Origin of the sequence: Pseudoalteromonas sp. J010, assembly GCF_003934235.1 — a bacterium.
Taxonomy (GTDB): Bacteria; Pseudomonadota; Gammaproteobacteria; order Enterobacterales; family Alteromonadaceae; genus Pseudoalteromonas; species Pseudoalteromonas peptidolytica.
In genome coordinates this window covers 13,977-36,814 of record NZ_RDBW01000017.1, presented here as the reverse complement: position 1 = coordinate 36,814, position 22,838 = coordinate 13,977, and the positions used below count along the sequence as shown (strand labels likewise).

The 22,838-nt window shown below is 41.4% G+C and carries 20 protein-coding genes; 12 read left to right on the top strand and 8 right to left on the bottom strand.

The genetic code is table 11. From position 1 onward, the window contains the following. Positions 1–185 precede the first annotated feature (185 nt). Positions 186–761, bottom strand: coding sequence for an outer membrane beta-barrel protein (locus tag EAG18_RS10620; RefSeq protein WP_125252355.1), 576 nt, complete (start codon positions 759–761; stop codon positions 186–188). 61 nt (positions 762–822) lie between these two features. Further along, positions 823–1,386 carry a BON domain-containing protein gene (locus EAG18_RS10615; protein ID WP_125252354.1) on the bottom strand — a complete coding sequence of 188 codons (564 nt, stop codon included), beginning with the start codon at positions 1,384–1,386 and terminating at the stop codon, positions 823–825. A gap of 236 nt (positions 1,387–1,622) precedes the next feature. Here EAG18_RS10615 and EAG18_RS10610 point away from each other — a divergent pair, with 236 nt between their 5' ends. The 5 genes from EAG18_RS10610 (at position 1,623) to EAG18_RS10590 (ending at position 5,361) form a co-directional block, all read left to right on the top strand. Then, positions 1,623–2,507 (top strand): mechanosensitive ion channel family protein, encoded by an 885-nt coding sequence (locus tag EAG18_RS10610; protein WP_125252353.1) that lies wholly within the window; start codon positions 1,623–1,625, stop codon positions 2,505–2,507. A gap of 173 nt (positions 2,508–2,680) precedes the next feature. Next, complete coding sequence (locus EAG18_RS10605; protein WP_125252352.1) at positions 2,681–3,127, top strand: PA2169 family four-helix-bundle protein; 447 nt, start codon at positions 2,681–2,683, stop codon at positions 3,125–3,127. A gap of 10 nt (positions 3,128–3,137) precedes the next feature. Beyond that, positions 3,138–3,305 (top strand): DUF1328 domain-containing protein, encoded by a 168-nt coding sequence (locus tag EAG18_RS10600; RefSeq protein WP_125252351.1) that lies wholly within the window; start codon positions 3,138–3,140, stop codon positions 3,303–3,305. Between the two features lie 39 nt (positions 3,306–3,344). Continuing rightward, positions 3,345–3,536 (top strand): hypothetical protein, encoded by a 192-nt coding sequence (locus EAG18_RS10595; RefSeq protein ID WP_125252350.1) that lies wholly within the window; start codon positions 3,345–3,347, stop codon positions 3,534–3,536. 199 nt (positions 3,537–3,735) lie between these two features. Further along, positions 3,736–5,361, top strand: coding sequence for a methyl-accepting chemotaxis protein (locus tag EAG18_RS10590; RefSeq protein WP_125252349.1), 1,626 nt, complete (start codon positions 3,736–3,738; stop codon positions 5,359–5,361). Between the two features lie 115 nt (positions 5,362–5,476). On the opposite strand, the gene EAG18_RS10585 is transcribed toward EAG18_RS10590, so the two are convergent. From EAG18_RS10585 to EAG18_RS10570, 4 genes are all read right to left on the bottom strand, one after another. Continuing rightward, entirely contained in the window at positions 5,477–5,845 is a 369-nt protein-coding gene (locus EAG18_RS10585) for a hypothetical protein (protein ID WP_125252348.1), read from the bottom strand. Between the two features lie 145 nt (positions 5,846–5,990). Then, entirely contained in the window at positions 5,991–6,755 is a 765-nt protein-coding gene (locus tag EAG18_RS10580; protein WP_125252347.1) for an ElyC/SanA/YdcF family protein, read from the bottom strand. A 181-nt stretch (positions 6,756–6,936) separates the two neighbouring features. Next, positions 6,937–7,824: a LysR substrate-binding domain-containing protein gene (locus tag EAG18_RS10575; RefSeq protein WP_125252346.1), complete on the bottom strand. Its 888-nt coding sequence runs from the start codon at positions 7,822–7,824 to the stop codon at positions 6,937–6,939. A gap of 284 nt (positions 7,825–8,108) precedes the next feature. Beyond that, positions 8,109–10,487: an EAL domain-containing protein gene (locus EAG18_RS10570; protein ID WP_125252345.1), complete on the bottom strand. Its 2,379-nt coding sequence runs from the start codon at positions 10,485–10,487 to the stop codon at positions 8,109–8,111. A gap of 191 nt (positions 10,488–10,678) precedes the next feature. Between EAG18_RS10570 and pyrC the strand changes: the two genes are divergently transcribed. The 3 genes from pyrC (at position 10,679) to EAG18_RS10555 (ending at position 14,037) form a co-directional block, all read left to right on the top strand. Continuing rightward, entirely contained in the window at positions 10,679–11,716 is a 1,038-nt protein-coding gene (pyrC, locus tag EAG18_RS10565; protein ID WP_125252344.1) for a dihydroorotase, read from the top strand. A 167-nt stretch (positions 11,717–11,883) separates the two neighbouring features. Then, complete coding sequence (locus tag EAG18_RS10560; protein WP_125252343.1) at positions 11,884–12,192, top strand: H-NS histone family protein; 309 nt, start codon at positions 11,884–11,886, stop codon at positions 12,190–12,192. Positions 12,193–12,270: 78 nt separating this feature from the next. Continuing rightward, complete coding sequence (locus EAG18_RS10555; RefSeq protein WP_275557269.1) at positions 12,271–14,037, top strand: DEAD/DEAH box helicase; 1,767 nt, start codon at positions 12,271–12,273, stop codon at positions 14,035–14,037. Between the two features lie 156 nt (positions 14,038–14,193). Here EAG18_RS10555 and EAG18_RS10550 read toward each other — a convergent pair whose 3' ends face one another. After that, a complete protein-coding gene (locus tag EAG18_RS10550; protein ID WP_125252342.1) occupies positions 14,194–14,523 on the bottom strand; it encodes a ribonuclease E inhibitor RraB in 330 nt (109 codons plus the stop codon). A gap of 239 nt (positions 14,524–14,762) precedes the next feature. On the opposite strand from EAG18_RS10550, the gene EAG18_RS10545 reads away from it, so the two are divergent. The 4 genes from EAG18_RS10545 to EAG18_RS10530 are packed head-to-tail and all read left to right on the top strand — an operon-like array spanning position 14,763 to position 21,842. Further along, a complete protein-coding gene (locus EAG18_RS10545) occupies positions 14,763–16,499 on the top strand; it encodes an autotransporter assembly complex family protein (protein ID WP_125252341.1) in 1,737 nt (578 codons plus the stop codon). Further along, entirely contained in the window at positions 16,499–20,158 is a 3,660-nt protein-coding gene (locus EAG18_RS10540) for a translocation/assembly module TamB domain-containing protein (protein ID WP_125252340.1), read from the top strand. The genes EAG18_RS10545 and EAG18_RS10540 overlap by 1 nt, the downstream gene beginning before the upstream one ends. Continuing rightward, on the top strand, positions 20,155–20,976 hold the full coding sequence (locus tag EAG18_RS10535) for a transporter substrate-binding domain-containing protein (RefSeq protein WP_125252339.1): 822 nt from the start codon (positions 20,155–20,157) through the stop codon (positions 20,974–20,976). Before EAG18_RS10540 ends, EAG18_RS10535 begins: the two co-directional genes overlap by 4 nt. A gap of 2 nt (positions 20,977–20,978) precedes the next feature. Further along, the gene (locus EAG18_RS10530) at positions 20,979–21,842 is read left to right on the top strand and encodes a peptidylprolyl isomerase (protein ID WP_125252338.1); all 864 of its coding nucleotides are present in this window, start codon (positions 20,979–20,981) and stop codon (positions 21,840–21,842) included. A 106-nt stretch (positions 21,843–21,948) separates the two neighbouring features. Here the strand turns inward: EAG18_RS10530 and queF are convergent, their stop codons facing one another. Continuing rightward, positions 21,949–22,794 carry an NADPH-dependent 7-cyano-7-deazaguanine reductase QueF gene (gene queF, locus EAG18_RS10525; RefSeq protein WP_125252337.1) on the bottom strand — a complete coding sequence of 282 codons (846 nt, stop codon included), beginning with the start codon at positions 22,792–22,794 and terminating at the stop codon, positions 21,949–21,951. Between the last annotated feature and the right edge of the window lie 44 nt (positions 22,795–22,838).

The window sequence follows — 22,838 nt, the reverse complement described above, 5'->3', positions numbered from 1 at the left end:
AATAGAGCTAGGACTGAGTCAAAGGGGAAATAATCGGGAGGCTATATTAATACCAATTAGCCCTGTTACTTGCTCAATTTGATGGAGTGAACCTGACGCTTATTGCGTTGTCTACAAGATTTGCTCGTCTCAAACCGACCACTTAATCAAGATAATTAGTATAGAGCCATTTTTGTTCAGGTTGCTTAAAATTGATACTCAACAGATACAGCTGCTACGTCCATATCTGGGTCAATATCATCTTCGAGTTCATAGCGAGTGTATTCTAAACGCACGTTAACGCTTTCATTTAGGTGAAACTCAACACCTGCCCCGTAGAGCCAATCACCACCTTCCATGCTAGAAGAAACGCGGCCTACCGCTGGAATGTCAGCATAAATATCTGCGTCCCATTCAAGCCAACCGCCTTTCGCGTATACAGAGAAATGTTCGTTTAATGGCGCGGAAATTCGAGTTGACAAAGATATGCCATCAATTTCCGCTGAATTATCAATATCACTTGCTTCATCAAAATTTTCGTAGGCTAGCTCGAAGCTCCAGTAAGGGTTAATTTTTGTCCCTACGTACGCTTTAAGCATCGATGAGTCGTCATCGAACGAGGTATCATTTTCGCGGTCTTCCCACTGGAAGGAGTATTGACCATAACCAATACCAGTATAAATTTTATAATCATCTAAACCAAAATCAGAGTCTGCGTGAGCGGCCGTTGAGGCTAGTCCAAGTGAAGCTAGAAGTGCTGCAGCGATAGTTAGTTGTTTCATCTTTACTCCTTAAATCAATATTAGTATTTGAGGGGGAAGTGCCCCCTCTAGGTAAGTGTGTTTATGACTTTTTACTGATACGTAAGTTATCTTCTACGTCCTTAACATCATTGGCATTTTTTGCGATCTGTACGGCTAAATCGCGCTCTGCTTCGCTGCCAACGTGGCCTTCTAAGGTGACGACGCGATTTTCAACATCGACATCAATGTCGGTGCCATCAACATCGGTATCAAACAAATAACGCGACTTAATTACAGTTGCGATTTTGGCATCAGTGAAGTCTGTGTCACTGTCATGATCGCGCTCTTTTTTACGCTCATCCGACATATCAACAATGGTTAGTTCATTATCTACGTCTTTTACACCATCAATACCAAGCACTAACTCTTCGGCAAGCTTTTTGTCTACAGAGTGCTCAACTTCACCAGTTAGCACAACCACACCGTTTTTGACGTCTGTATTAATGTCGAAGTTATTTAATTCGCCGTTAAATAGTAAAGTTGCTTCCGCTTTACCATCAATCCATGCGTCACTCGCTTCTTTTTCCCAAGAATTATCTGTAGCAAATGCAGAAGCGGTAGTTAATGACGATACAAGTACTGTTGCAATTAATGTCTTTTTCATAATTTAAACTCCTTTAATTTCGTAGTCGCAATGAATAATGCACCTACTGTGCCAGTATTTAAGTTGTTGATTTTTAGTTTGTTTTTGTTTTTTGTTATGAGGGGGAGAAGAATTTACCGAGAAAAAAAGAAATTCATATTGTAAAAATTACTTTTTAAATGAATGTTGAATTAATAAAACAAGGAATGAAAACTGCATTTTCTGTTATGTACTTCTTTATATAGGAATAGCAGATAATGAATATAGAAAAATTTTGGACATTAATTAACGATAAGCTTATTTCTTGGCTTGAGGCAGCTGTACAGCTGCTTCCCAATTTGGTGTTAGCTCTAGCAACGCTACTAGTATTTATAGTGCTTGCTAAGGTTGCCTCAGTATGGTTCTCAAAAGCGATTAGTAAAGCGGTAAAAACTGATCAAGTCGCAACACTTATCACGTCAATATTTAAAATCTCTATTATTGCCATAGGTATTTTCTTCGCACTAGATATAGTCCGGCTCTCAGGCGCCGTAATGTCATTACTCGCAGGGGCGGGGATTATTGGTTTAGCAATTGGCTTTGCGTTTCAAGATATGACCGAAAACTTGATAGCGGGATTTGTAATGGGAGTAAGAAAGCCCTTTGTTGTGGGTGATATTATTAAGACCAAAGATTGTTTTGGTACCGTGAGCAAAATTAACTTGAGAAATACCCTAGTAGAGAACTTTTACGGTCAGTTGTCATATATTCCCAATAAGATCCTATTTAAGAATGAATTACAAAATTATACCAAGTTGGGCAAAAGGCGGATCGAAATACCTTTTGGCATTTCCTACTCAGACGACCCTGAGCATGCAAGAAAAGTGATTGTAGAGGCAATAAACGAGCTGGATTTCGTTGTTAATAAGCAAGAGAGTGACGTTTACGCTGAATCGTTTGGAGATAGTTCGATAAATCTATTGCTATGGTTTTGGGTGGACTACCCTAAAGAGCCGGGCTTTATGCTTATCAGGCATCGCGCGATTTGTACCATTAATAAAGTGTTGGCTGATAATAATATCCTTATTCCTTTTCCAATTCGCACACTGGACTTTAATGCAAAAGGCGGCAGCGAACTTGGTGCGCAATTATCACGCGAATAAATTACATGCGGTTTGTAAACTTTTCATTTTCAACGGTGGGGATTTCTTTAAAGTGTTTATAAATCAATAATTTAACTTTTGGCATCTAAACTGCATTAGTTAGGTCGGCAATGACAAAAAGTGTTTTAACACACCCAAGTCAGAGTAAATTTTTAGTGAAAGGAGAGTTTTACATGGCAGAGTCTAATTATGATTTAGAGCCGGTAAAGGCACTTATTAAGGTATTGAATGGCGGTGTTGAATTTTACACCGAAGCGAAGAAAAAGCTTGATGATATTGAACTCAGTAGAATATTTGACCAAATGATTGTAGATAAAGCACAAGCTATTTCGGATCTGCAACCATTTGTTTTGATAGATGAGGGTGAGATTGAGACTGATACAGCGTTGAGCGTAGATATTCGCGAATCCTACACAAAGTTAGTGGGCATGGTCAGCACAGATAAGGCGCATACTTACATTTCTCAACTGGAAGAAGTGGAAGATAAGGTGTTGAAAAAACTGGATGAGGCGTTAAGCAAAACGCTGCCACCAAAATGTAAAAGCACGTTATTACAGATCCAGGTACGAATGCAGGCTTGTCACGATCAAATGAAGCAGTTGCAAGAGTTAACTGCCTAAGGAGGATACTATGTTAAGTTGGGCTATTATGTTCCTGTTTTTAGCACTTGTTGCAGCTGTACTTGGGTTTACGGGAATAGCAGGTGCAGCGGCGGGAATGGCGAAGATTCTATTTTTTGTGTTTATCGCCTTTATGATCATTTCTTTTATTTTTGGTAAAGCTCGAGCACCAAGGTAAGGGACAAATTAATTTATTACAGGTAGTAGGAGTTTGGTTATGAATTCAGTAATTACTTTAGCAAAAGCGTTTGGTTTTATTTCAATTTTAGCACTTTTTGGTTGTAGTGAAGGCCCTGCAGAGGAAGCTGGAGAGCGTTTTGATGAAGCAGTACAAAAAGTTGAAAACAGCGTTGAAGATGCGTGTGAAGATGTGAAAGAAAATCTTAATGCTGAAAACGAAGAGTGTTAAAACGCAATATATCCAATTTAGGATAGTAAAAGGGGAAGCGGCTAAGTATGGCTGCTTCCCCTTTTAGCGTCAGCGTGGTTATATATTGTCCTGAGTAATGACCTCAATCAACCCAGCATTGGTTAAATAACATTCTTTATTGCAATAATAAAGTATTGGGTAATACTAAAACTTAGTATTAGCCAAAAAGAAAAAGTCGATGTTAAATAGCTTCTCAGTCAAAAGCAGGTTGTTGTCGCTTTCAGGCATTCCCGCTATATTTTTTATATTTGCCACCATTTTTACAATCGCTACCCTTTCAAACCTAACCAGTTACATTGACCGCATATATGACGATAGAGTTCTGCCATTAAAGCAGATAAAAGTGGTTTCTGATAATTACGCGGTCGTGATTGTGGATACCTTTCATAAGTTAAGGGGCCAGCAACTGTCTGACCGCGCCGYGCTTGAACAAATAGAAGCAGCTAAAAATACGGCGCAGGGTGAATGGAAAAACTACCTTCAAACAGGATTAACAAAGCAGGAGCGAGATTTAGTTAGTGCGTCTGAAAAGGCAGAGCAAGTGGTTGAGAGATTACTCGACGATTACATCGCAAGGGTTAGAGCAAACACCTTTAACTCAATCCCCTATGATGTATTTATCCATGACTTGTACGCAGCTTTTGATCCATTAAGTGAAAGCTATAATGCGTTAATTGAACTACAGCTCACAGAAGCAAATAGTTTACGTAGTATGGGACGTGCTGAAGCGGATGCCACAAAGGCCGCTATGCTCATCTCCTCCGTTGCCATTATTGTTATGATGTTAACGATAGGAATGCTGATTTTTAAATCCATTAATAAGCCACTTACGCGGCTACGGATGCGCATAGGTAACATTGCCAGGGATGCCGATTTGACTCAGAGGGTCATTATTGAAGGAAACGATGAATTGAGTGAAATTGGGCGCGACTTTAACAGTATGATTTCCAGCTTACATGACTTAGTTAAAAGTTTAGTCACTATGGTAAATAGTTTGTCCAAGACGGCTTGTGAACTGAATACAATCAGTCAATCTATGGTAGGGACATCGCAGCAGCAGGAACAACAAACGGTAATGATTGCAACCGCGACCACTCAAATGAGCAGTGCTATTCAAGAGGTTGCACACAGTGCAATGAACACGGCGAATAAAGCTGAAGTCTCAGGAGAGTTGGCAAAACAAGGTGTTGGGGTTATCTCACAAAATATTCAAACCATCGAAAAGCTTGCTGGTGAAGTTGGAGACAATGCACAACTAATAAAGGCACTGAATGATCAATCAAACGAAATCAATCAAGTGGTATTAATGATCCAAGGCGTCGCAGAACAAACTAATTTACTGGCATTAAATGCTGCGATTGAAGCGGCTAGGGCAGGTGAATCAGGCCGTGGGTTTGCTGTGGTGGCTGATGAAGTGAGGCAGCTTGCACATAACACTCAAAAAGCAACAGAATCTATAAGAGAGATGATCTCAAAGCTGCAAGGTACAGCGCAACACGCAGTATCTTCAATGGAAGGAGCACAAAGTAGTGCAGCATCAGGAGTCAATCGAGCCAATGAGTCAGCAAAACTCATGACTGAGATTAATCAAGCGGTAGATGAAATTGTTGGTATGAATATTCAGGTTTCGACTGCTACAGAAGAGCAGACCACGGTGGTTGCTGAAATTAGTGAGAATATTAACGATTTCAGCAGTAGCATCTCTGAAATTACCAACAGTGCAAAAAGTAATGCTGATGTCAGCAACCATCTTCAGACTTTATCGGAGCGCCTTAATAAGCAAGTTTCCGTTTTTAAGGTGTAATTCCGATTAGACTTAATATTTGCTCAATTTGGAGGAGTAAATCTATTTTACTGTTACAGATATAAAAAAACCTCGACAGAGCGAGGTTTTTTTATTCATGATAAGTGTAAGCCAGTTACACAACACCACGAGGTAGGCGGCAGTCATGGTCTTTTGCAGCAAGCTCTGCAATCCACTGTTCTTCCGCTTTAAAGCCTTCTTCGTTTTCTTTAACGACAGCAAAGCTTACTGATTTTACAGCTGCTTTAGGGGCCTTTTTAGTCGTTTTCGCTTTTTTAGCAGGCGCCTGCGTTGTCTCACTTGCTACAGCTGACCCTGAAGTTAGCTCTTCGGTTAATGCCGCTACCTCTGCAAGGCGCATGTTTTTGCCGCCATCGATGCTATACCAACCTGGTTTCGCAGTGATTTCAGGCTTTTTGCCATGTGCAGCTTCGTACGCAGCTTCGAAAGCGCTTAGTACTTCAGTTTTATCTAGTTTACTCATCGTAGATCCTAGTCGTGTTGTACGCGGATACGCGGGTTAAGATTAAACTCTATTTATACCCATATTTGCGTAAATTTTCAATTTTTTACGTTTTTCAGCGCCAATTTATCGGGATTTAGCCTTGTTTTGTTGTCTTTTTCGTCATTTAGAGTGCTTCTGGGTCAATCGCGCGACGAATAGCTATCCATACTTTGCCAACCTGTTCATGCCAAACTCTAGTTACGACTTCGAGTGCGGTATGGTTGGCGATAAACTGTCGACTCCATGGATGCTGAGCAAAATTATAAAATTCTGTCGGTGCAGGGATGGTCTCAACCCCTTGAGCGTTGAAAAGATCCATCGCTCGCTGCATATGTGTAGCAGAGGTGACAAGTGCTACATTGTAATCAATTAACATAGGTGCGAGCATTTTGGCTTCGTCGGCGGTGTCTTTTGGATTTGGGTTCTGTTTTATCCTCGAAGTTGCAATACCTAGGCTTTGAGCTGTCTTGGCCATTAACCCTGCGCTAGTGGCATGACCATAACCATACCCTGAAACAAATAGGTGTGCACTAGGGTAAAGGTTCGCTAAACGCACACCTTCAACCAAGCGAGCAAGGCTACAACCGCCAAGTTGTGCATTACTAGGTAATGATTGATTTGGATATAAATCGCAACCCAGCACGACAATCTTGTCGATACTTTGATGTTTTCTTGGGTCAAACGCGGTGAGCATTTGAGCATCTGTTTCGATAATTTTCTGTGCTACATAGGGAGTAGATAAACTCCAAATAGACAGTAAGCTCAGCCAACAAAAAATGTATGGTGCTTTTCGAGTTTTTGCGACAAACAGCAATAAGCCCATCAACAGAATTAAAGACAAAGGTAATGGCATGAGTAGTTGACCGAGAACCTTTTTCACTTCAAACATGGAAAATCCTTGTGCTAGCATGTGTAACTTGAGGGTATGCTAGCATGAGAAGCGGGTTCTAGAAATCAATCACATCATATTTACAGCCGTCGCTTCTGCGCCTATTTAAAAACGCCCAGCTACGGCTACGAGACTTTCGACCGCTATGACAGAGCAAAAAAGCAAGCGAGCGCGCAACTATTTATCGTGCGGTTGTTTTTCTGCATGTGTTCAGAAAGTGTCGATATACAGGATTGTCTTTCATACTTTTTTTCATGGCTAAATACATTGGGCGGCTCAGTCCAAGCGCACCAAGTGGGATTGACTTAATTAGCCCTTGACTTTCGTATGGCGTTACCAACCAATCAGGTAACGCGGCAACTCCCATTCCAGCACTGACAAGCTGAAAAATAAGTAGTCCTTGATCTACGTTTTTGAGTGTACCGTCAAAGCGAGCGTTTTGAATAAAGTGCTTAAAAATGTCTTGCCTTTCACGAGGTATGGGATAAGAGATGATAGTTTCATCTTTTAAATCTAGCGCGGTCACATAGGCTTTTTTGGCAAGCTCATGATCTGGCGCGACAATTAACTTTAACTTAAAGTCGAATAAATGTGCATACTCTAGTTTTTCTGGTTCACGAATATCAGAGGTAAGTACCAAATCAAGTTCATCATCCATGAGATCTGGAATTGCGTCGTAGCTAAATCCACGCTCGTAATCCACTTTAATATCAGGCCAAAACGTATTGAACTCTTTTATCGTGGGCAATAGCCAGTGAAAACAAGCATGGCATTCGACGCTGAGCCTTAGCTGTGAAATCGGTTGATTCAGGCTTTCTTTTAGACGGCATTTAGTAGCTTCAACTTTTGGCAATACCTCATTTGCAAGTTCTAGCAACAACATACCTTGAGGTGTAAATCGCACCGGTTGGGTCTTTCGCTCGAATAGTTGACAGTCAAGTTTGCTCTCGAGATCTTTGATCTGATGAGATAAAGCAGATTGAGTCAGGAAAAGCTCTCGTGCTGTATTCACAAGAGAACCAGTTTCTTTCAAGGTGGAGATAGTTTTTAGGTGCTTTATATCAATCATTATCAACAGTTCTCATATTTGAAGTGAGTAAATCTCAGCTTTACTCAATATTACGATTCTATTTATTTATTATCAATGTCTAGACGTCTAAATACCTATGGTGAATTGTTCAAAAATTCACAAATCCACTATAACACTAAAAATGACAGCGTTGTCACCAATTCTGTAAAAAAATTGCAAAAAATTATAGTTTAGTTTTATTCATATAATTAAAGTCAAATTTTCTCCAAACCTTTGGTGCGTTAATCAAAGGTTTGGCTTAAAGATGAACGAGCTGGTTGTTTTTAAATTTTGCCTATGTTTTCAGAGTAGCTAAAAACAAAAGCCATCGCTTGATCTGCTGGCAGCGGTTGAGAAACAATAAACCCTTGGCCAAACTGACAGCCTTTTTGTTTCAATAACTGCCATTGCGTCTGCTGCTCTATGCCCTCAGCCACCACAGTCAAATTGAGTGATTGAGCAAGTTTTAAAATCGCATCTACGAGCGGGTTTTCTTTTTCAGTGAGCTGATCAATAAAACTTTTATCTATTTTTAGTACGTGAATAGGTAATTGGTGTAAATAGCCAAGTGCTGAATATCCGGTACCAAAGTCATCTAGATAAAGTTTGACGCCAAGGGAAGCCAATCCATGGATAATTTTTGTCGCTAGCGCTAAGTTGGCGATAAGCCCTGACTCTGTGATCTCCAAACATAGTGAGCCAGAATGCAGCTCATAACGTTGATAAAGTTCTCTGATTGTATCTACAAAATCTAGGCTGGCAAAATGCCGAGAAGAGACATTGACGGTAACTCGTATCGGCGGTTGACCTTGATCTTTCCAGCGCTTTAATTGTGCTGCAGCTAGGGTTAGAAGGTGCAAGTCCAGCTCGATGATTTGCCCGGTTTGCTCTGCTATTTGAATAAAGGTATCAGGAGAAACAAGGCCATTTTTTGGGTGAAACCATCGTACTAATGCCTCGAAACCAACAATCGCTCCGGTGTTGAGTGAAAATATCGGTTGGTAGTACAAAGCAAATTCGTTATTTTTAATGCCATGCTGGAGATCATTTTCTATATCTGCTTGTTGTTTCAGGCGTTTACGCATCGCGTTATTAAAATAACACACTTGTCCTCGTCCTGAGGACTTAGCCTCATACATAGCTGCGTCAGCTTGCTGCAATAGGTTGATTGCGCTATCAGAGTCTTTGTCGGTAAAGGCAACACCTATACTTGCTGATGCCTGGAGCACATGACCGTCGATATGTAGGGGCTTGGTAATTGCTTTTGTGATCCTATCAAGGAGGACACTCACTTGCTTTTTATCCGACACATTTTCTAAAAAAATTGCAAATTCATCGCCACCAAGGCGAGCAAATGTATCTGTTTTACGAATACAAGTACCAACTTTTTCCACAATCGCAATTAAGAAGTGATCACCAACATCATGCCCAAGCGAATCATTGATACTTTTAAACCTATCTAAATCTAGATAAATAAGGCAGTGCATGTGAGAAGATGAGCCTCGAGCGAGTCGTAAAATAGCATGTTTTATCCGCTCTAATAACAGATATCGATTCGCCAGACTTGTTAAGTCGTCATGTAGCGCGCGGTGTTCAAGTGCTTGCCTTGATAATTGCCGGTCAATTGCCATGCTGACTTGACGGCTTATATAAGTCAAAATAGAAAGGTCGTGGTTGACGAAGGCGTGGTCATTGTCATAACTCTGTAGGACGATTACACCTTGATACTGGCTATTAACAATAAATGGCACACCCAGCCAAGAGCGGGGCGAGCGGCCAATCATCTTAAAATGTCCCCGTTTTATGTGCGTGTTAAACTGGAGATGGTCGCATAAAAGTGGTCGCTGATTTTTTAATATAAAATAAGATGCGCTATGTTTTATTTGATCTTTTGACACTCGCTGGTGCGCATTGCATTTTTCTGCACCTTCAACCAAGTAAACGATTTCTAGCACGTCCTCTTGGGTATCGTATAAACCAATAAAAAAGTTTTCCGCACTTAGTTGGGATGCAATGATCATATATAGATCATCATAAAAAGCTTCTAAATTCTCGAAGCGATAAGTGATGTTAGCAATTTTCAACAAAGACTTTTCTAGATTCTGAGCCTGATGTAATTGAGCAATGGTGGATTGTAGATTTTCCAGTGTTCTAAGTTGATGTATTTTTGCACTTAATAAATGCGCGACGGTTGATAAAATCTGTAAGTGTGCAGCAGTAAAATAATCCGCTTCAGGGTGCTCGCAATCAATTACACCAATCAAGTGGTCTTCATATTCCAACGGTACACATAATTCTGACAGAGCAGGGCGAAGATCTGCGATGTACATAGGGTGAGAAGCGACATCTCCAGAAATAAAGGGCGTTCTTGTCATTGCCACTTGGCCGGTAATACCTGAGCCTATTTTTATCCTAGTTTGTGCCACTCGATAGTCGCTATTATTTTCCGACACGCCCATGCTTGCAGCTACTTCAAGGTATTCTTGATAAGGGTCTGCAAGATAAATCACACAATCAACAAAGCCAAGTTTACTAACGACTTGTGTTGTAACGTATTCAAATAATTCATCGAGCTTGGTCAGGTGCAGCAATGACGAGGAAAACTGGTTGATGATGCTAAGCTGCTCTGTTTTTGATTCTAGTTTTTGGTTTTCAGATAGCATACATATTTCTCATAAATGACTATGATTACGTTAACGTAATTTGCACTTATTTACCAATACTGAAGTGTTTGTTTTATTGCGCTACAGAGAGCCATACCTCTGAGTTGAAATAAACTAAGCTTCGTCTTAAAAACTTTACTAACACCAAATCGCGGCCTATGATCGGGCAAATTCAGTAGTGGAAGAGAGCAATGAGCAGCAAACAAACGCTAACAATCACAAGACCGGATGATTGGCATGTTCACCTGCGAGATGGTGACGTATTGGTTGATACCGTAAGAGACATTAGTCGCTACATGGGGCGAGCGATTATTATGCCTAACTTAGTGCCCCCAGCAACATGTACCGACAGTGCTTTGGCATATCGCGAGCGGATCATAGGCGCTAATCCGCAAGGTAATTTTGAACCTTTAATGGTGCTTTATCTTACAGACAATACGACGCCAGAGGAAATCAAAAAAGCAAAGGCAACTGGTCACATTGTTGCGGCTAAATTGTATCCAGCCGGTGCGACGACTAATTCAGATTCGGGTGTCACGGATATTGAAAATGTATATCCTGCACTTGAAGCTATGCAAGAAGTTGGTATGTTGCTGCTAGTGCATGGGGAAGTGACAGACTCTTCAATCGATATTTTCGACCGAGAAAAAGTGTTTCTTGAAACTAAGCTCTCTAAGGTAGTAGACAACTTCCCGTCTTTAAAGATTGTGTTGGAGCATATCACCACAAAAGATGCTGTTGATTTTGTTACCAATGCACCGGACAATGTTGCCGCTACAATTACAGCCCATCATTTACTATATAATCGTAATCACATGCTAGCTGGTGGTATTCGTCCTCACTACTATTGCCTGCCAATCTTAAAACGTAATACTCACCAGCAGGCTTTGATTGCAGCTGCAACGAGTGGCAGTAAAAAGTTTTTCCTAGGCACAGACTCTGCGCCTCATGCAAAAGACAAAAAAGAAGCCGCATGTGGTTGTGCTGGTGCATATACGGCGCATGCCGCTATTGAACTTTACGCTGAAGCATTTGAAGAAGCGGGAGCACTTGACAAGCTTGAAGGCTTTGCAAGTCACTTTGGCCCTGACTTTTATAATTTGCCACGARATCAAGATACGATTACATTAACAAAATCACCATGGGTGGTGCCTGACTCTTACACACTCGGCACAGGCTCAGTAGTTCCTATTAAAGCAGGTGGGACAATTGACTGGAAAGTAGATTGAGTTTTAAACAAAATGTAATTAAAATTTCTTAAATCACATACAAAAGCGCTATTATGGCGCTTTTTTTTGTTAAAATCTTTAGGTATATAGAATAGAATTTGTTTTTTTAAAATTTTAATATAGTATTCAATATTAATATTAAAACTAGCTTAAATGAGAGAGTGTCAATGCGTGAGATCAAGTCTTTTGTAAAAACTGCAAGTCCGAGTGATTTAGAAAAAGCATTGGAGTATATTCAAAAAGCGCTGGATGAGCAAAAGGAACAACAACAAGCCAAAGCTGAAGTAATGGCAATGTTGAAAGAAAAAGGACTTACGCTTGATGATTTAGTAGGTGAAGGCGCAGCTGATCGTCGCTCAAAAGTAAAACCTAAATACCGTATAATCATTGACGGTGAGGTAACAGAGTGGACGGGTCGCGGTAAAACACCTAAGGTATTCCAAGGTGTTAACTTAGATGATTATCTAATCGAATAAATAGCCGATTATTGGTGTAGTTAGATATTGCACTGATAAAGCCTACATGAAAGGCGTATCTCAATAGATACGCCTTTTTTGGATCAATTAGTTATATTTGAGGCGCTTATTTACGTATTAAGACCTTATCAGAAAGAAGCCGTAACAAATACCTTGGTTCACTTTCGTAAAAGTAATGATTCTGCTGTCATAGTATTACCGACAGGAGCTGGAAAAAGTTTAGTTATTGCAGAATTAGCAAAGCTTGCTAAACATAAAATACTGGTATTAACTCATGTTAAAGAGTTAGTTGAACAAAATGCACAAAAATATAAAAGTTATGGTTTACAGGCGAGTATTTTTTCCGCTGGCTTAAAAGAAAAGTCGTTACAGCATCAAGTCACGTTTGCCAGTGTGCAATCTTTATCGAGAAATGTCTCTCAGCTCGATCAATTCTATTCCCTCGTTATTATTGATGAATGTCATCGAGTAAGCGGCGAGGATAACAGCCAGTATCAGCAAATCCTGCAGCAAGTACGGACACTAAATCCAAACTTAAAAATACTAGGCCTCACTGCAACGCCTTATCGGTTGGGCATGGGGTGGATATACCAAAAACATTATCATGGTTTCGTTAGAGGTGAAGCTGATTCACCATTTAAGCATTGTATTTATGAGTTGCCGCTTAGGTATATGATCAAAAACAACTACCTAACCCCGCCAAATCAAATAGATCCTGCGGTAGAAAACTATGACTTTTCCAGTTTAAGTACAGATTCATTTGGGCGCTATTCAGCATCAGACATGAATACATTATTAAATGCTCAGACTCGTGCGACAAAAAGTATTATTGAGCACTTGATAGATTTGAGTACACAGCGACAAGGGGTGATGATTTTCGCAGCCACCGTCATGCACGCAAAGGAAGTGTTAGGTTACTTACCGGAGCAGTGTAGTGCGCTAATTACCGGTGAAACCAAATCTACAGAGCGTGATCTCTTAATCAAGAAATTTAAAAATAAAGAAATTAAATACCTAGTTAATGTGTCGGTATTGACTACTGGATTTGATGCTCCCCACGTAGACGTTATCGCAATTTTACGCCCAACAGAATCAGTAAGCCTGTATCAGCAAATTGTAGGCAGAGGACTTAGGCTGGATGACAATAAAGTAGATTGTCTGGTTCTAGATTATGCGGGAAATGATTTCGACTTATTTTCGCCAGAGGTTGGCAGCAAAAAGCCGAATAATGACAATGAACCGGTACAGGTACTTTGCCCAGGCTGTGGCTTTGCAAACATATTTTGGGGGAAAGTGGATGAGCAGGGCAAAGTGATAGAGCATTTTGGGCGACGCTGCCAGGGGCTGTTGGAGGATATTGATGGGGATTCACAACAATGTGACTTTCGCTTCAAATTCAAAGAATGTGACGCATGTGGTGCTGAAAACGATATTGCGGCAAGACAATGTCATCAGTGTGGCGGGGTTATGGCTGACCCAGATGATAAGCTCCGTGCTGCCCTAAATTTAAAACATGCGATGGTGTTAAGGTGTAGCGGCTTAAGTGGGGAAGTGTTTAGCGAAAATAAGTTAAAAGTTACTTACTTTGATGAAGATGGTGCCAGCTGTAGTGAGGTGTATGATTTTTCTAATCAAAAAAGTGTATTTGTGTTCCACCAGCTTTTTGCAAAACGAAGAAAGTCAACACCTGTGCCTGCAAAGTGGCTATCTGCTGCACAGGTAACGACGACAGATCTCATCGCGCCAGATTTTGTTATCGCCAAATTACATAAAAAGTTTGGTTGGCAGGTTTCCGAAAAGTTATTTGATTACCAAGGAAGTTTTAGAAAAGCAGATAAAAGTTAGTCGTCTAGGTATTAGCACACCTATTAAATGTTGTTAAAACCTTAAGGTGTGCTTGGTTACTCAGGCTACATCGATGTAGGTACCTTGGCGGTAGCAGGGTGCGGTATCGTAGTTATCGACAAGATATTTACTTAAGATAATTGGGATAACAGCCTGCTATTCGTCAGCCATCAATCCCCAACCGTCGCCATAGCCTTCATGCTCATTTGCGATGCTCTCTAGGTACTGCTCTGTTTGGCTAAGCAGTTCATGTAGCGGCACCATAGTTACTGTTGTGACCACTTCCCACACACCGGTATCTGGGCATTTTTGTAGTTGGGTTTTAGGCGCTAGTTCATCTTTTTCAATAGTGTCGATGAAGCGTTTTGCATCATCTGCTTTTTCGAAGAGAATATAAAAGTCAATATTCTGCATCTGCGTTAAGTCAACGCCAGCAGCGGCAATCTCGGCAAGAAGCTCGCCATTATCATCATTTGGGAATTGCATAATTTTACTCTGCAGGTTCAATTATCGCTATTGTCCGTCATCTGTAACAAAATAAAAAGCATGATTGTAAATAAATGTGTGATAGCAACGATGGCAATATTACAAAATAAACCCGATGTTCAGGTTAAGGACGGCAAAATAACACTTTATTTTAAAAGTCGTTTTACAGTCTCCAATTTCACAAGCACAATGACACTACCTGTGTTGTTGAGTCGCTATATTTAGGTCGTATTATTTAAATGAAGCCGTTTCTTCTTTGTCTGAAAATTGTATTGTTAACATGTTGCTTCTCTGCTTTTGCGGTAGAAACCCAGTCTCGTCCAGAAGCAGAACATATCACTAGTATTGTGGTTAACCTAGATAACAGCACGGTAAAAGATAATGTATTGGGTTTTTTGAAAGGGTATGAAGGTAAAGCAAAAACACCGCGAGTCCTCAAGTCTATGCGAGCGGATATACGCCGTTCGTTAAATGCCTTGGGTTACTATCATTTTGAGATACAGTTTAGTGAAGATAGCCAAGCCGTTGCTGTTACTATAAAGCTCGAAGCACCATTAAAATGGAAAACGGTGAATATTGACCTCATCGGTGAAGGCAAAGCAAACGCTGAGTTGTTAGCTTTGATAGAAGATGTGCCTGTACGTATCGGTAAACAGGTGGATCATAGCGATTACCAAGCAACGAAAAGTCGTTTAGAAAGTGAACTGCTGGAGCTAGGGTATTTTGACTATCAATGGCAAGAATCTAAGCTGATCATACATCAAGGCAATCGATACGCTGGAGTTCGACTTTTATTGGACACAGGAATACGCTATCAGTTTGGTGGTTTGACGATTGAACGAAGCACCAAAGCTGCTGATTATATCCGTTCTTTGAGTCCTTTTTCCAAAGGGCAGCCGTTTGAGGCAGGTTTACTATCTGATTTTAATCTAGCATTAAATGAAACCCCCTATTTTAGCGCTATCAAGGTATACCCATTATTAAAAGCGCGTGCCAGTGGGCAAATTCCAGTGAGTGTTCACGTTGAAGACAAGCCTGCAAATAGCTTTGAGTTAGGCGCAGGATATAGCGATGATGTTGGCGCCAAAACACGTTTTAAATGGGTTAAACCGTGGATCACAAAGTCGGGTCACTCTTTTGAATCAAACCTTAGGATCTCTCAGAAGCAACAGGATATTACAGCTAGCTACACTATTCCCGTGGAAAACCCAAACGATGATTTATGGCGGGTGTTAGGAGGGTATCAATTACAAGATGATGTTACTGAGGGTATTGATAGCCGGATCTGGAATGTACAGGTACAGCGTCAGTGGCTAACCGATGATAATTGGATAAGAACAGCTTTTATCAAGCGTGAGCATGAATCTACAGAGCAAAAAAATGAAACGCAAAAAACCGAAATGCTGATACCAGGAGTCAGCTATTTAAAAAAGGAGAGTAAAGGTGGCGCGCTGCCGTATTGGGGTAATAAAAGGTTAATTTCCATAGAGGGAGCTGCTGACTCCTTATTGTCCTCGACGAATATGTTAAAAGTGCGTTGGAACAATGAGTGGCTAAGAAGTGTGGAGGCTAGACATTTGTTCTTTGGCCGTATCGATCTGGGTGCCATTGTAACTAAAGATATCGATAAAATACCCTTCACTCACCGCTTCTTGGCAGGCGGCGATCAGAGTATCCGTGGCTTTGCCTACGAGTCAGTCGGTCCACGAGATGACGAGGGGCGGATCTTAGGCGGTAAGTACCTGGCAACAGGCACTTTGGAATACAATTACCAATTTCACCCAAGTTGGAGAGCGGCGTTATTCATTGATGCAGGGACTGCAACGAATGACTTCTCCGATGCTTGGGAAGTCGGTGCTGGTTTTGGTTTTCGTTACCTAACACCAGTAGGCCCAATCCGCCTAGACCATGCGTGGGGGCTTACCAAAGAAAGTAAAAGTACTCGTCTTAGTATTGTCATAGGGCCTGAAATTTAATGCAGTTTAGAAGCTTCAAAATCAAACTTATCACCGCCTCAATCAGTGTGTTTATACTGCTAGTTTGCTTATGCTTTACTTTACCCGGGCAACAGCTATTAGTTTGGGTCGCGAATAAATCAGTTGCAGGCCTTGAGATAAAGGGGATAGACAAACGTTTGTTGTCGGGTGCAAATCTGAACTTACGTTACCAGAATGAAAACATAGATGTTCGTCTCAAAGACGCCAAGATAGCTCTGACGTGGTGGAGCTGCGCAAGTGTGTGTCTGTCTATAGATGCTAAGACGATAGCAGTAGAACAAAAATCTATCAGTAAAAGTGATACGCAACCCTCCCAAAGCAGCATGCTTGATTTGCCATTTTCATTTGCTATTCAGCAGGCTCAAATTCAGCAACTCTCACTTAAGACACCTGAGCTTAATGTACAGATACATAATTTTGATACGCAGCTATCAGGAGCAGGCTCACATATTGATGTCAGTGCTTTATCTATTGACTCGGTGCTGATAAACACCAAAGTGGCTAAGCCGCCAGCTTCTGCTCAAGTATCAACATCATTACGTGAAATAGCGCCACTGCAATTGCCAAAAGTAGCGTTACCGTTTACAGCGATGCTAGGTGAATTGACACTCAACAGGCTCTCCATTGATGAACAGACAATCACTAATATAAAAGTCTCTGGAGTCGAGCTGGCTGAGAGCGTGAAAGTGCAACATGCGCAGCTCAACTATCAGCAATGGTTTTTATCGACAGCGGCAGACATCGCCTTAGATAACTGGACGATGACATTAGATGCCACGATGAGCGCGCCGCAAGGACTAATAACTGCCAGCCTAGTAGGTCAACCGCATAACTTAACACTCTCACTGAACACCAAAGGTGCGGTGTTTTCATCGATGCAAGCGCATGCAAACTTAACGCAAAAAAATTGGCCGTTTACGTTGCAAGGAAAAGTTGAAAAGTGGCTTACCCCTGCAAAGCCAATGGCGCTAAAAAGTGCCACCCTTAGTCTACAAGGAGACATTACAAACTATAAAATGTCTACATCGTTGGCTGTTAATGCGCAGTCTATTGGTGATATTAGCGCTACACTTGATGGTTACGGAGGGATAGACACATTTATCTTGGCTAAAGGCGCGCTTTTACTCAACAAAGCTCAGGCCGAGGTGTCAGGAGAGATAAATTGGCAGACAGGGCTGAAAGCCAGCGCTAAAGGAGAGTTTACTCAGCTGCCCATAGATAAGTTGCTAAGCCTGCTACCATCGAATGTTGAGATGGTCGAAGATGATGTGTTAAATGGCCAGTTTGCTCTGGGCTTTTCCAGCCACGCAGAGCAGTGGCAGGTTAATATCGAGCGCTTTAAAACAGAAGGGCAGCTTGCTGGATCGCCAATACAGGCAGAAGTTAAGTTTACTGTTGACCAAAGTCTGCTCGGCGAGCTGAGTCATGCACATTTAACTTATGGCAAAAATAAGCTCATCTTAAGTGGTGAGCTTGGGCAGCAGCTAGATTTACATCTTGATCTACAGCTGGAGCAAACAGCAAACGCGCTGATCCCTGCGGATATTGTAGGTGGCGGTGAAGTTTTTATTCGGGGTGATCATAAAAAGCCAAGCATTCAGACTGAACTGTATTTTGATTTGTTACGCTATCAGGATAAAACATTACATGGTTTGGCCGCAAACGGAAAAGTTGATATAGCCAATGTGCTGTCTGGTCAAATGAAATTGACTTTAGATCGCCTACATATCGACACTGAAGTGTTTGAAGGTATTCACCTTACGGTGAAAGGAGATCAAAAGCAGCATAATATCGCATTGGATGTTCGTGATAAGCGCGTCGTTGCCAGTCTAAAAGTCAGTGGTAAGACCCAGCAGTCAGCTTGGTATGGAGAATTATCGTCAGGAGAAATCACCGCTTCGGGCCAAACGATAACACTCCAAAACCCAGCTGTAATTGTGCTAAGTGGATCTGCTCAGCGTGTTGCATCACAGTGCTGGAAAATGGCGGATAGCACGCTGTGTTTTGCCGCCGAGCAGCAAAGTGGACAAGGAAAAGCAGAGTTTAAACTTGATAAATTAGCGCTGGCTACATTACAAGCTTGGTTACCAAATGAATTGGCGTTGAATGGGCAAACCCATGCTACAGCAAAACTTGCATGGAAAGGTGGTCAAATAATACGTGCAAATGGTGACCTAAATATCGTTGATGTAGAGCTTGCTACACATGGTCAAACAGTTTCAATTTCTGAGTTTAAAGCACAGCTGAAAACCGATAACAAACAACTCAATGCCGATTGGCGTATGATGTCTGAGACACTAGGTAAATTCAGTGGTACGACGCGTCTACCGCTAAATAAGCAGACTCCAACGCTGGCCGGAAAGATTAAAGTCGAGTCTATCGTGCTGGCCAAGTTGTCTACTTTATTAAATCGAGTAACAGATCAAAGCTTTGATCTTCAGGGCACGGTGTCTGGAGATATAGATATTGCAGGCACACTATTGGCACCTGAGGTTAATGGTAAGCTGAGTGCTCAACATTTATCTATGTCATCTGACTCTTTGCCGATAGAAATCGACCAAGGCAGTATAAATCTCGATTTTAATACAACGTCTGCACAGCTCAAGGCCGAGCTTAATGCTACCAAAGGCGGTAAATTAGTACTCACAGGTGACGCTGATTGGTCATCGGAATTATCCGCTAAAGTGAGTATGCAGGGGGATGAATTATATTTACAGCCGAGTTCGCGAATAGAGTTAACGGCAAATCCTGATTTAACGCTGTCTTATAAAGACAAAGTAGCACGTGTCTTTGGAGAGATTTTAGTGCCATTTGGTCGAGTGAATATCGAGTCATTGCCTGCGGGCGTAACCTCACCAAGCGACGATGAAATTATTGTCGATGCTAAGGTAAAAAAGCAAATGTCAGTGCCTGTCCAGCATGAAATAGATTTAGAGCTAATAGTCGGTGATAACTTTAGGGTTAACGCTCTGGGCTTAGATAGCTTTGTTACTGGGGCTATCGAAGTTGATAAACAAATAACGACGCCGATGTTAGCAACTGGGGAGCTGCAACTCAGAGAAGGAAAGTACCGAGCGTTTGGCCAAGATTTACTTATCCGCACAGGGCAAATTGGCTTTAATGGTGCGTTAGATAAGCCCTATTTAAATATTCGTGCGATCCGAAATCCAGTGACTACAGCGAATGATGTAACCGCTGGAGTAGAGTTAACCGGTAGTATTACTTCACCGCGTTTAGTTGTGTTTTCAGAGCCCACCATGGATCAAGCTAAAGCATTATCATATTTACTAAACGGCCAACCGCTAGGAAAGTCAGAGACTTCAAATAATGCGCTCCTCACTCAATTTTTACTCTCACAAGGAATTGATCGAAGCGAAAGCTTTTTTAGCAAGGCTGGTGAATCACTCGGCTTTTCCGACGTTAACTTATCAGCTAAAGGCAGTGGTGATGATACACAAGTTGAAGTGTCAGGCTATCTTACCCCCAATATACAAATAAGTTATCGAGTGGGTGTGTTTGAATCAATTAATGAAATTGCATTGCGCTATCGGGTTTTTTCTAAGTTTTATGTGGAAGCAACCAGTGGGTTATATAACAGCATAGATTTTCTATATAAGTTCGATTGGGATCAACAATGAAGTGGTTGATACTGACACTAAGCTTATTGTGGTTACCAGCGGTTGCTCAAGAAGCTAGGGTGATACGGATCAGTATTGGCGCAGATCCTTATATTGTCGAATTATTGACCTTAGCTTTATCTTATGAACAAACGCCGAGCAAAATAGTGTCGGTGCGCAATGTGGTGTCGCAAGCGCGAGCTATCAGGTTACTTGGGAAAAAGTCTGGGGTAGATGTTAGTTGGCTGGTGACTAACTCTCAACGTGAAAAAGCGGCAAGAGCCATTCGTATTCCGTTAGTCAAAGGTTTATTAGGTTATCGGATCCCGCTAGTACATCGAGATAATCGCCACGCACTCAGTGCTATACGTTACATTGGTGATTTACGAAGCTTTACGTTTGGTCTTCGTAGTGATTGGCCGGATCATGAAATTTTTGAGCAAAATGGGCTTCATGTCATGTCGTTTTCGCAAGAGCAAAGTGGCTATGAAATGTTAGCTAAAAAAAGATTTGATATTTTACCCAGTGATTTTGTCAGTATTGAAAGCGCACTCAGTGATCCGCGCTTACACGCAGATCACTATGTCGCATTTTATTACCCTTCTGCGGTGTACTTTTTTGTATCCCATGATGATCAGCTGTTATATGAACAGCTTAAAAAAGGTCTAAAACGAGCGCTACAAGATGGTAAGTTTGAAGCGCTGTTTTTAAAACACTTTTCTAGCCGAGTCAAAGCACTAGATCTCGAAAATAAAACAATTATAGAATTGAGTAATCCAACTTTGCCACCAAGCGCGCCGCTAGAAATACCGCATTACTGGCACACACAAGGAAAATAATAATGAAAAAGGCCTTAATTCTCACCGCATGTATTACTGCTTCATCCATCGTGGCGGCAACGCCATATACAAAGTCACCATCAGAAGTTGTTGCGGGAGCAAAAAAGTCGGATTGGCAGGAGTTAGACCCTCAAAATATCTTAAAAATTAAATTACAAACGGGGCCGGTGTACATTTCACTAAATTCTGAACTTGCACCTAACCATGTAGCAAATATCAAGGCATTAGCGCGAGAAGGGTTTTATACCAATTTAAATATGTATCGGTTTGTCGAAAATTTTGTTGCACAGGGGGGAGACATGTCGGATAAAAAAATTCCCCAAAAAGGAAAAAAGACGATCGCTGCGGAGTTTTACCATAGCACCGACACAGGGTTACCGATTACCTCTGTGCAGGCTGTAGATGGTTACGCTCCTCGTACAGGCTTTCGAAATGGATTTGCGGTGGCACAAAATCAATCTGGTACAAAAACGTGGATGACCCACTGTGTTGGTGCTTTTGCAATGGCAAGAAGCAATGATGTAAACAGTGGCGGTACTGAGTTTTATATCACCCTCACACCGCAGCGCTATCTTGACAAAAATACCACCGTATTTGGTCAGTTGTTATCTGGGATGGAACATGTACAGCAGCTAAAGCGCCAGCCAGTGGCGGGACAAGCTTATAATGTGATCGAAGGTGTCTCAGTACTTGCTGATGTAAAAAATGCACCAACGTTCAAGCGACTAAGAACGGACACCGAGGTATTTGCAGAGTTAATATCAGCGCGTAAAAATAGAGCTGGTGAGTGGTTTGTCGATACTCCAAATCATACTGATGTATGTTCGGTGCCCGTCCCTGTAGAAATGCAAGAGGCGGCAAATTAAGATCACCTATAGCTTGGGATAAAGCGTCGCTATTTGCTGTTTTTTATCTTAGTCGGTGCCCATTACGCAGTTTGCACCTATCGCAAACTGCGTAATGGAGTTGGTATTATTGCCTGTTAGTTCGCACGGCATAAGGTGTCTTATTTTGCTCGTTTGAGCGGTATGGATTGATGTCCAATCCGCCACGGCGAGTATAGCGCGCATATACCGAGAGTTTCTCAGGATTAAATGTGCGCCATAGCTCGCAGTAAATACGCTCTACGCATTGCTCATGAAACTCGTTATGATCACGAAACGAAATCAGATACTTAAGTAACGCGGCCTTATCAATTTGCTTGCCCTGATAACTAATGACGATACTCGCCCAATCAGGTTGTGAAGTGATTAAGCAATTTGATTTGAGCAAGTGACTGTGAAGCGTCTCTTGCACTACTTTATCAGACGCTAATTTAAGTAAATTATGGTCTGGTGTGTAGGTGTCAACTTCTATATCAAGAGAGTCAATACACTCACCAGGTAATGATGAGAATGGAATACAATCAAATTCACCAGCGCCAAAAAGTGTGACGTTAACTTCGCTGTTTGAAGCTGCGGATAAATCCTCTGTCAGTGTTTGACGCACCACTTCCATTGAATCAAATCGGCTTTGATTAAAGCTATTTAAGTAAAGTTTGAATGACTTTGACTCAATAATATGAGAACTCTGGCAAGGAAAAACAAAGGTGGCAACGGCGACTTGTGGTTTGCCCTTAGTATTTAACCAAGATAACTCATAACCTGTCCACGTATCTTCACCTTTAAATGGTAGCTCAGTTTCGTCTACGTGAATTTGGTCACGATTAAGCTTTCGTGCAATTGGATGAAGTAAACTCGGGGTATAAATACTGGCATATTCTGTGGTTTTACCAAGCACAGAAGATTGCAGCTCTGGTGAATTGTTGTAGTCTGTCATGTTAACTCAAATCTCGTTACAATATTCATATTATAGCGAATGTT

What these genes read in the sequence shown, in the direction of transcription:
- EAG18_RS10620 (WP_125252355.1), bottom strand. Translation starts at nt 761, where the DNA reads ATGAAACAACTAACTATCGCTGCAGCACTTCTAGCTTCACTTGGACTA.
- EAG18_RS10615 (WP_125252354.1), bottom strand. Translation starts at nt 1,386, where the DNA reads ATGAAAAAGACATTAATTGCAACAGTACTTGTATCGTCATTAACTACC.
- EAG18_RS10610 (WP_125252353.1), top strand. Translation starts at nt 1,623, where the DNA reads ATGAATATAGAAAAATTTTGGACATTAATTAACGATAAGCTTATTTCT.
- EAG18_RS10605 (WP_125252352.1), top strand. Translation starts at nt 2,681, where the DNA reads ATGGCAGAGTCTAATTATGATTTAGAGCCGGTAAAGGCACTTATTAAG.
- EAG18_RS10600 (WP_125252351.1), top strand. Translation starts at nt 3,138, where the DNA reads ATGTTAAGTTGGGCTATTATGTTCCTGTTTTTAGCACTTGTTGCAGCT.
- EAG18_RS10595 (WP_125252350.1), top strand. Translation starts at nt 3,345, where the DNA reads ATGAATTCAGTAATTACTTTAGCAAAAGCGTTTGGTTTTATTTCAATT.
- EAG18_RS10585 (WP_125252348.1), bottom strand. Translation starts at nt 5,845, where the DNA reads ATGAGTAAACTAGATAAAACTGAAGTACTAAGCGCTTTCGAAGCTGCG.
- EAG18_RS10580 (WP_125252347.1), bottom strand. Translation starts at nt 6,755, where the DNA reads ATGTTTGAAGTGAAAAAGGTTCTCGGTCAACTACTCATGCCATTACCT.
- EAG18_RS10575 (WP_125252346.1), bottom strand. Translation starts at nt 7,824, where the DNA reads ATGATTGATATAAAGCACCTAAAAACTATCTCCACCTTGAAAGAAACT.
- EAG18_RS10570 (WP_125252345.1), bottom strand. Translation starts at nt 10,487, where the DNA reads ATGCTATCTGAAAACCAAAAACTAGAATCAAAAACAGAGCAGCTTAGC.
- EAG18_RS10560 (WP_125252343.1), top strand. Translation starts at nt 11,884, where the DNA reads ATGCGTGAGATCAAGTCTTTTGTAAAAACTGCAAGTCCGAGTGATTTA.
- EAG18_RS10550 (WP_125252342.1), bottom strand. Translation starts at nt 14,523, where the DNA reads ATGCAATTCCCAAATGATGATAATGGCGAGCTTCTTGCCGAGATTGCC.
- EAG18_RS10545 (WP_125252341.1), top strand. Translation starts at nt 14,763, where the DNA reads ATGAAGCCGTTTCTTCTTTGTCTGAAAATTGTATTGTTAACATGTTGC.
- EAG18_RS10540 (WP_125252340.1), top strand. Translation starts at nt 16,499, where the DNA reads ATGCAGTTTAGAAGCTTCAAAATCAAACTTATCACCGCCTCAATCAGT.
- EAG18_RS10535 (WP_125252339.1), top strand. Translation starts at nt 20,155, where the DNA reads ATGAAGTGGTTGATACTGACACTAAGCTTATTGTGGTTACCAGCGGTT.
- EAG18_RS10530 (WP_125252338.1), top strand. Translation starts at nt 20,979, where the DNA reads ATGAAAAAGGCCTTAATTCTCACCGCATGTATTACTGCTTCATCCATC.
- queF (WP_125252337.1), bottom strand. Translation starts at nt 22,794, where the DNA reads ATGACAGACTACAACAATTCACCAGAGCTGCAATCTTCTGTGCTTGGT.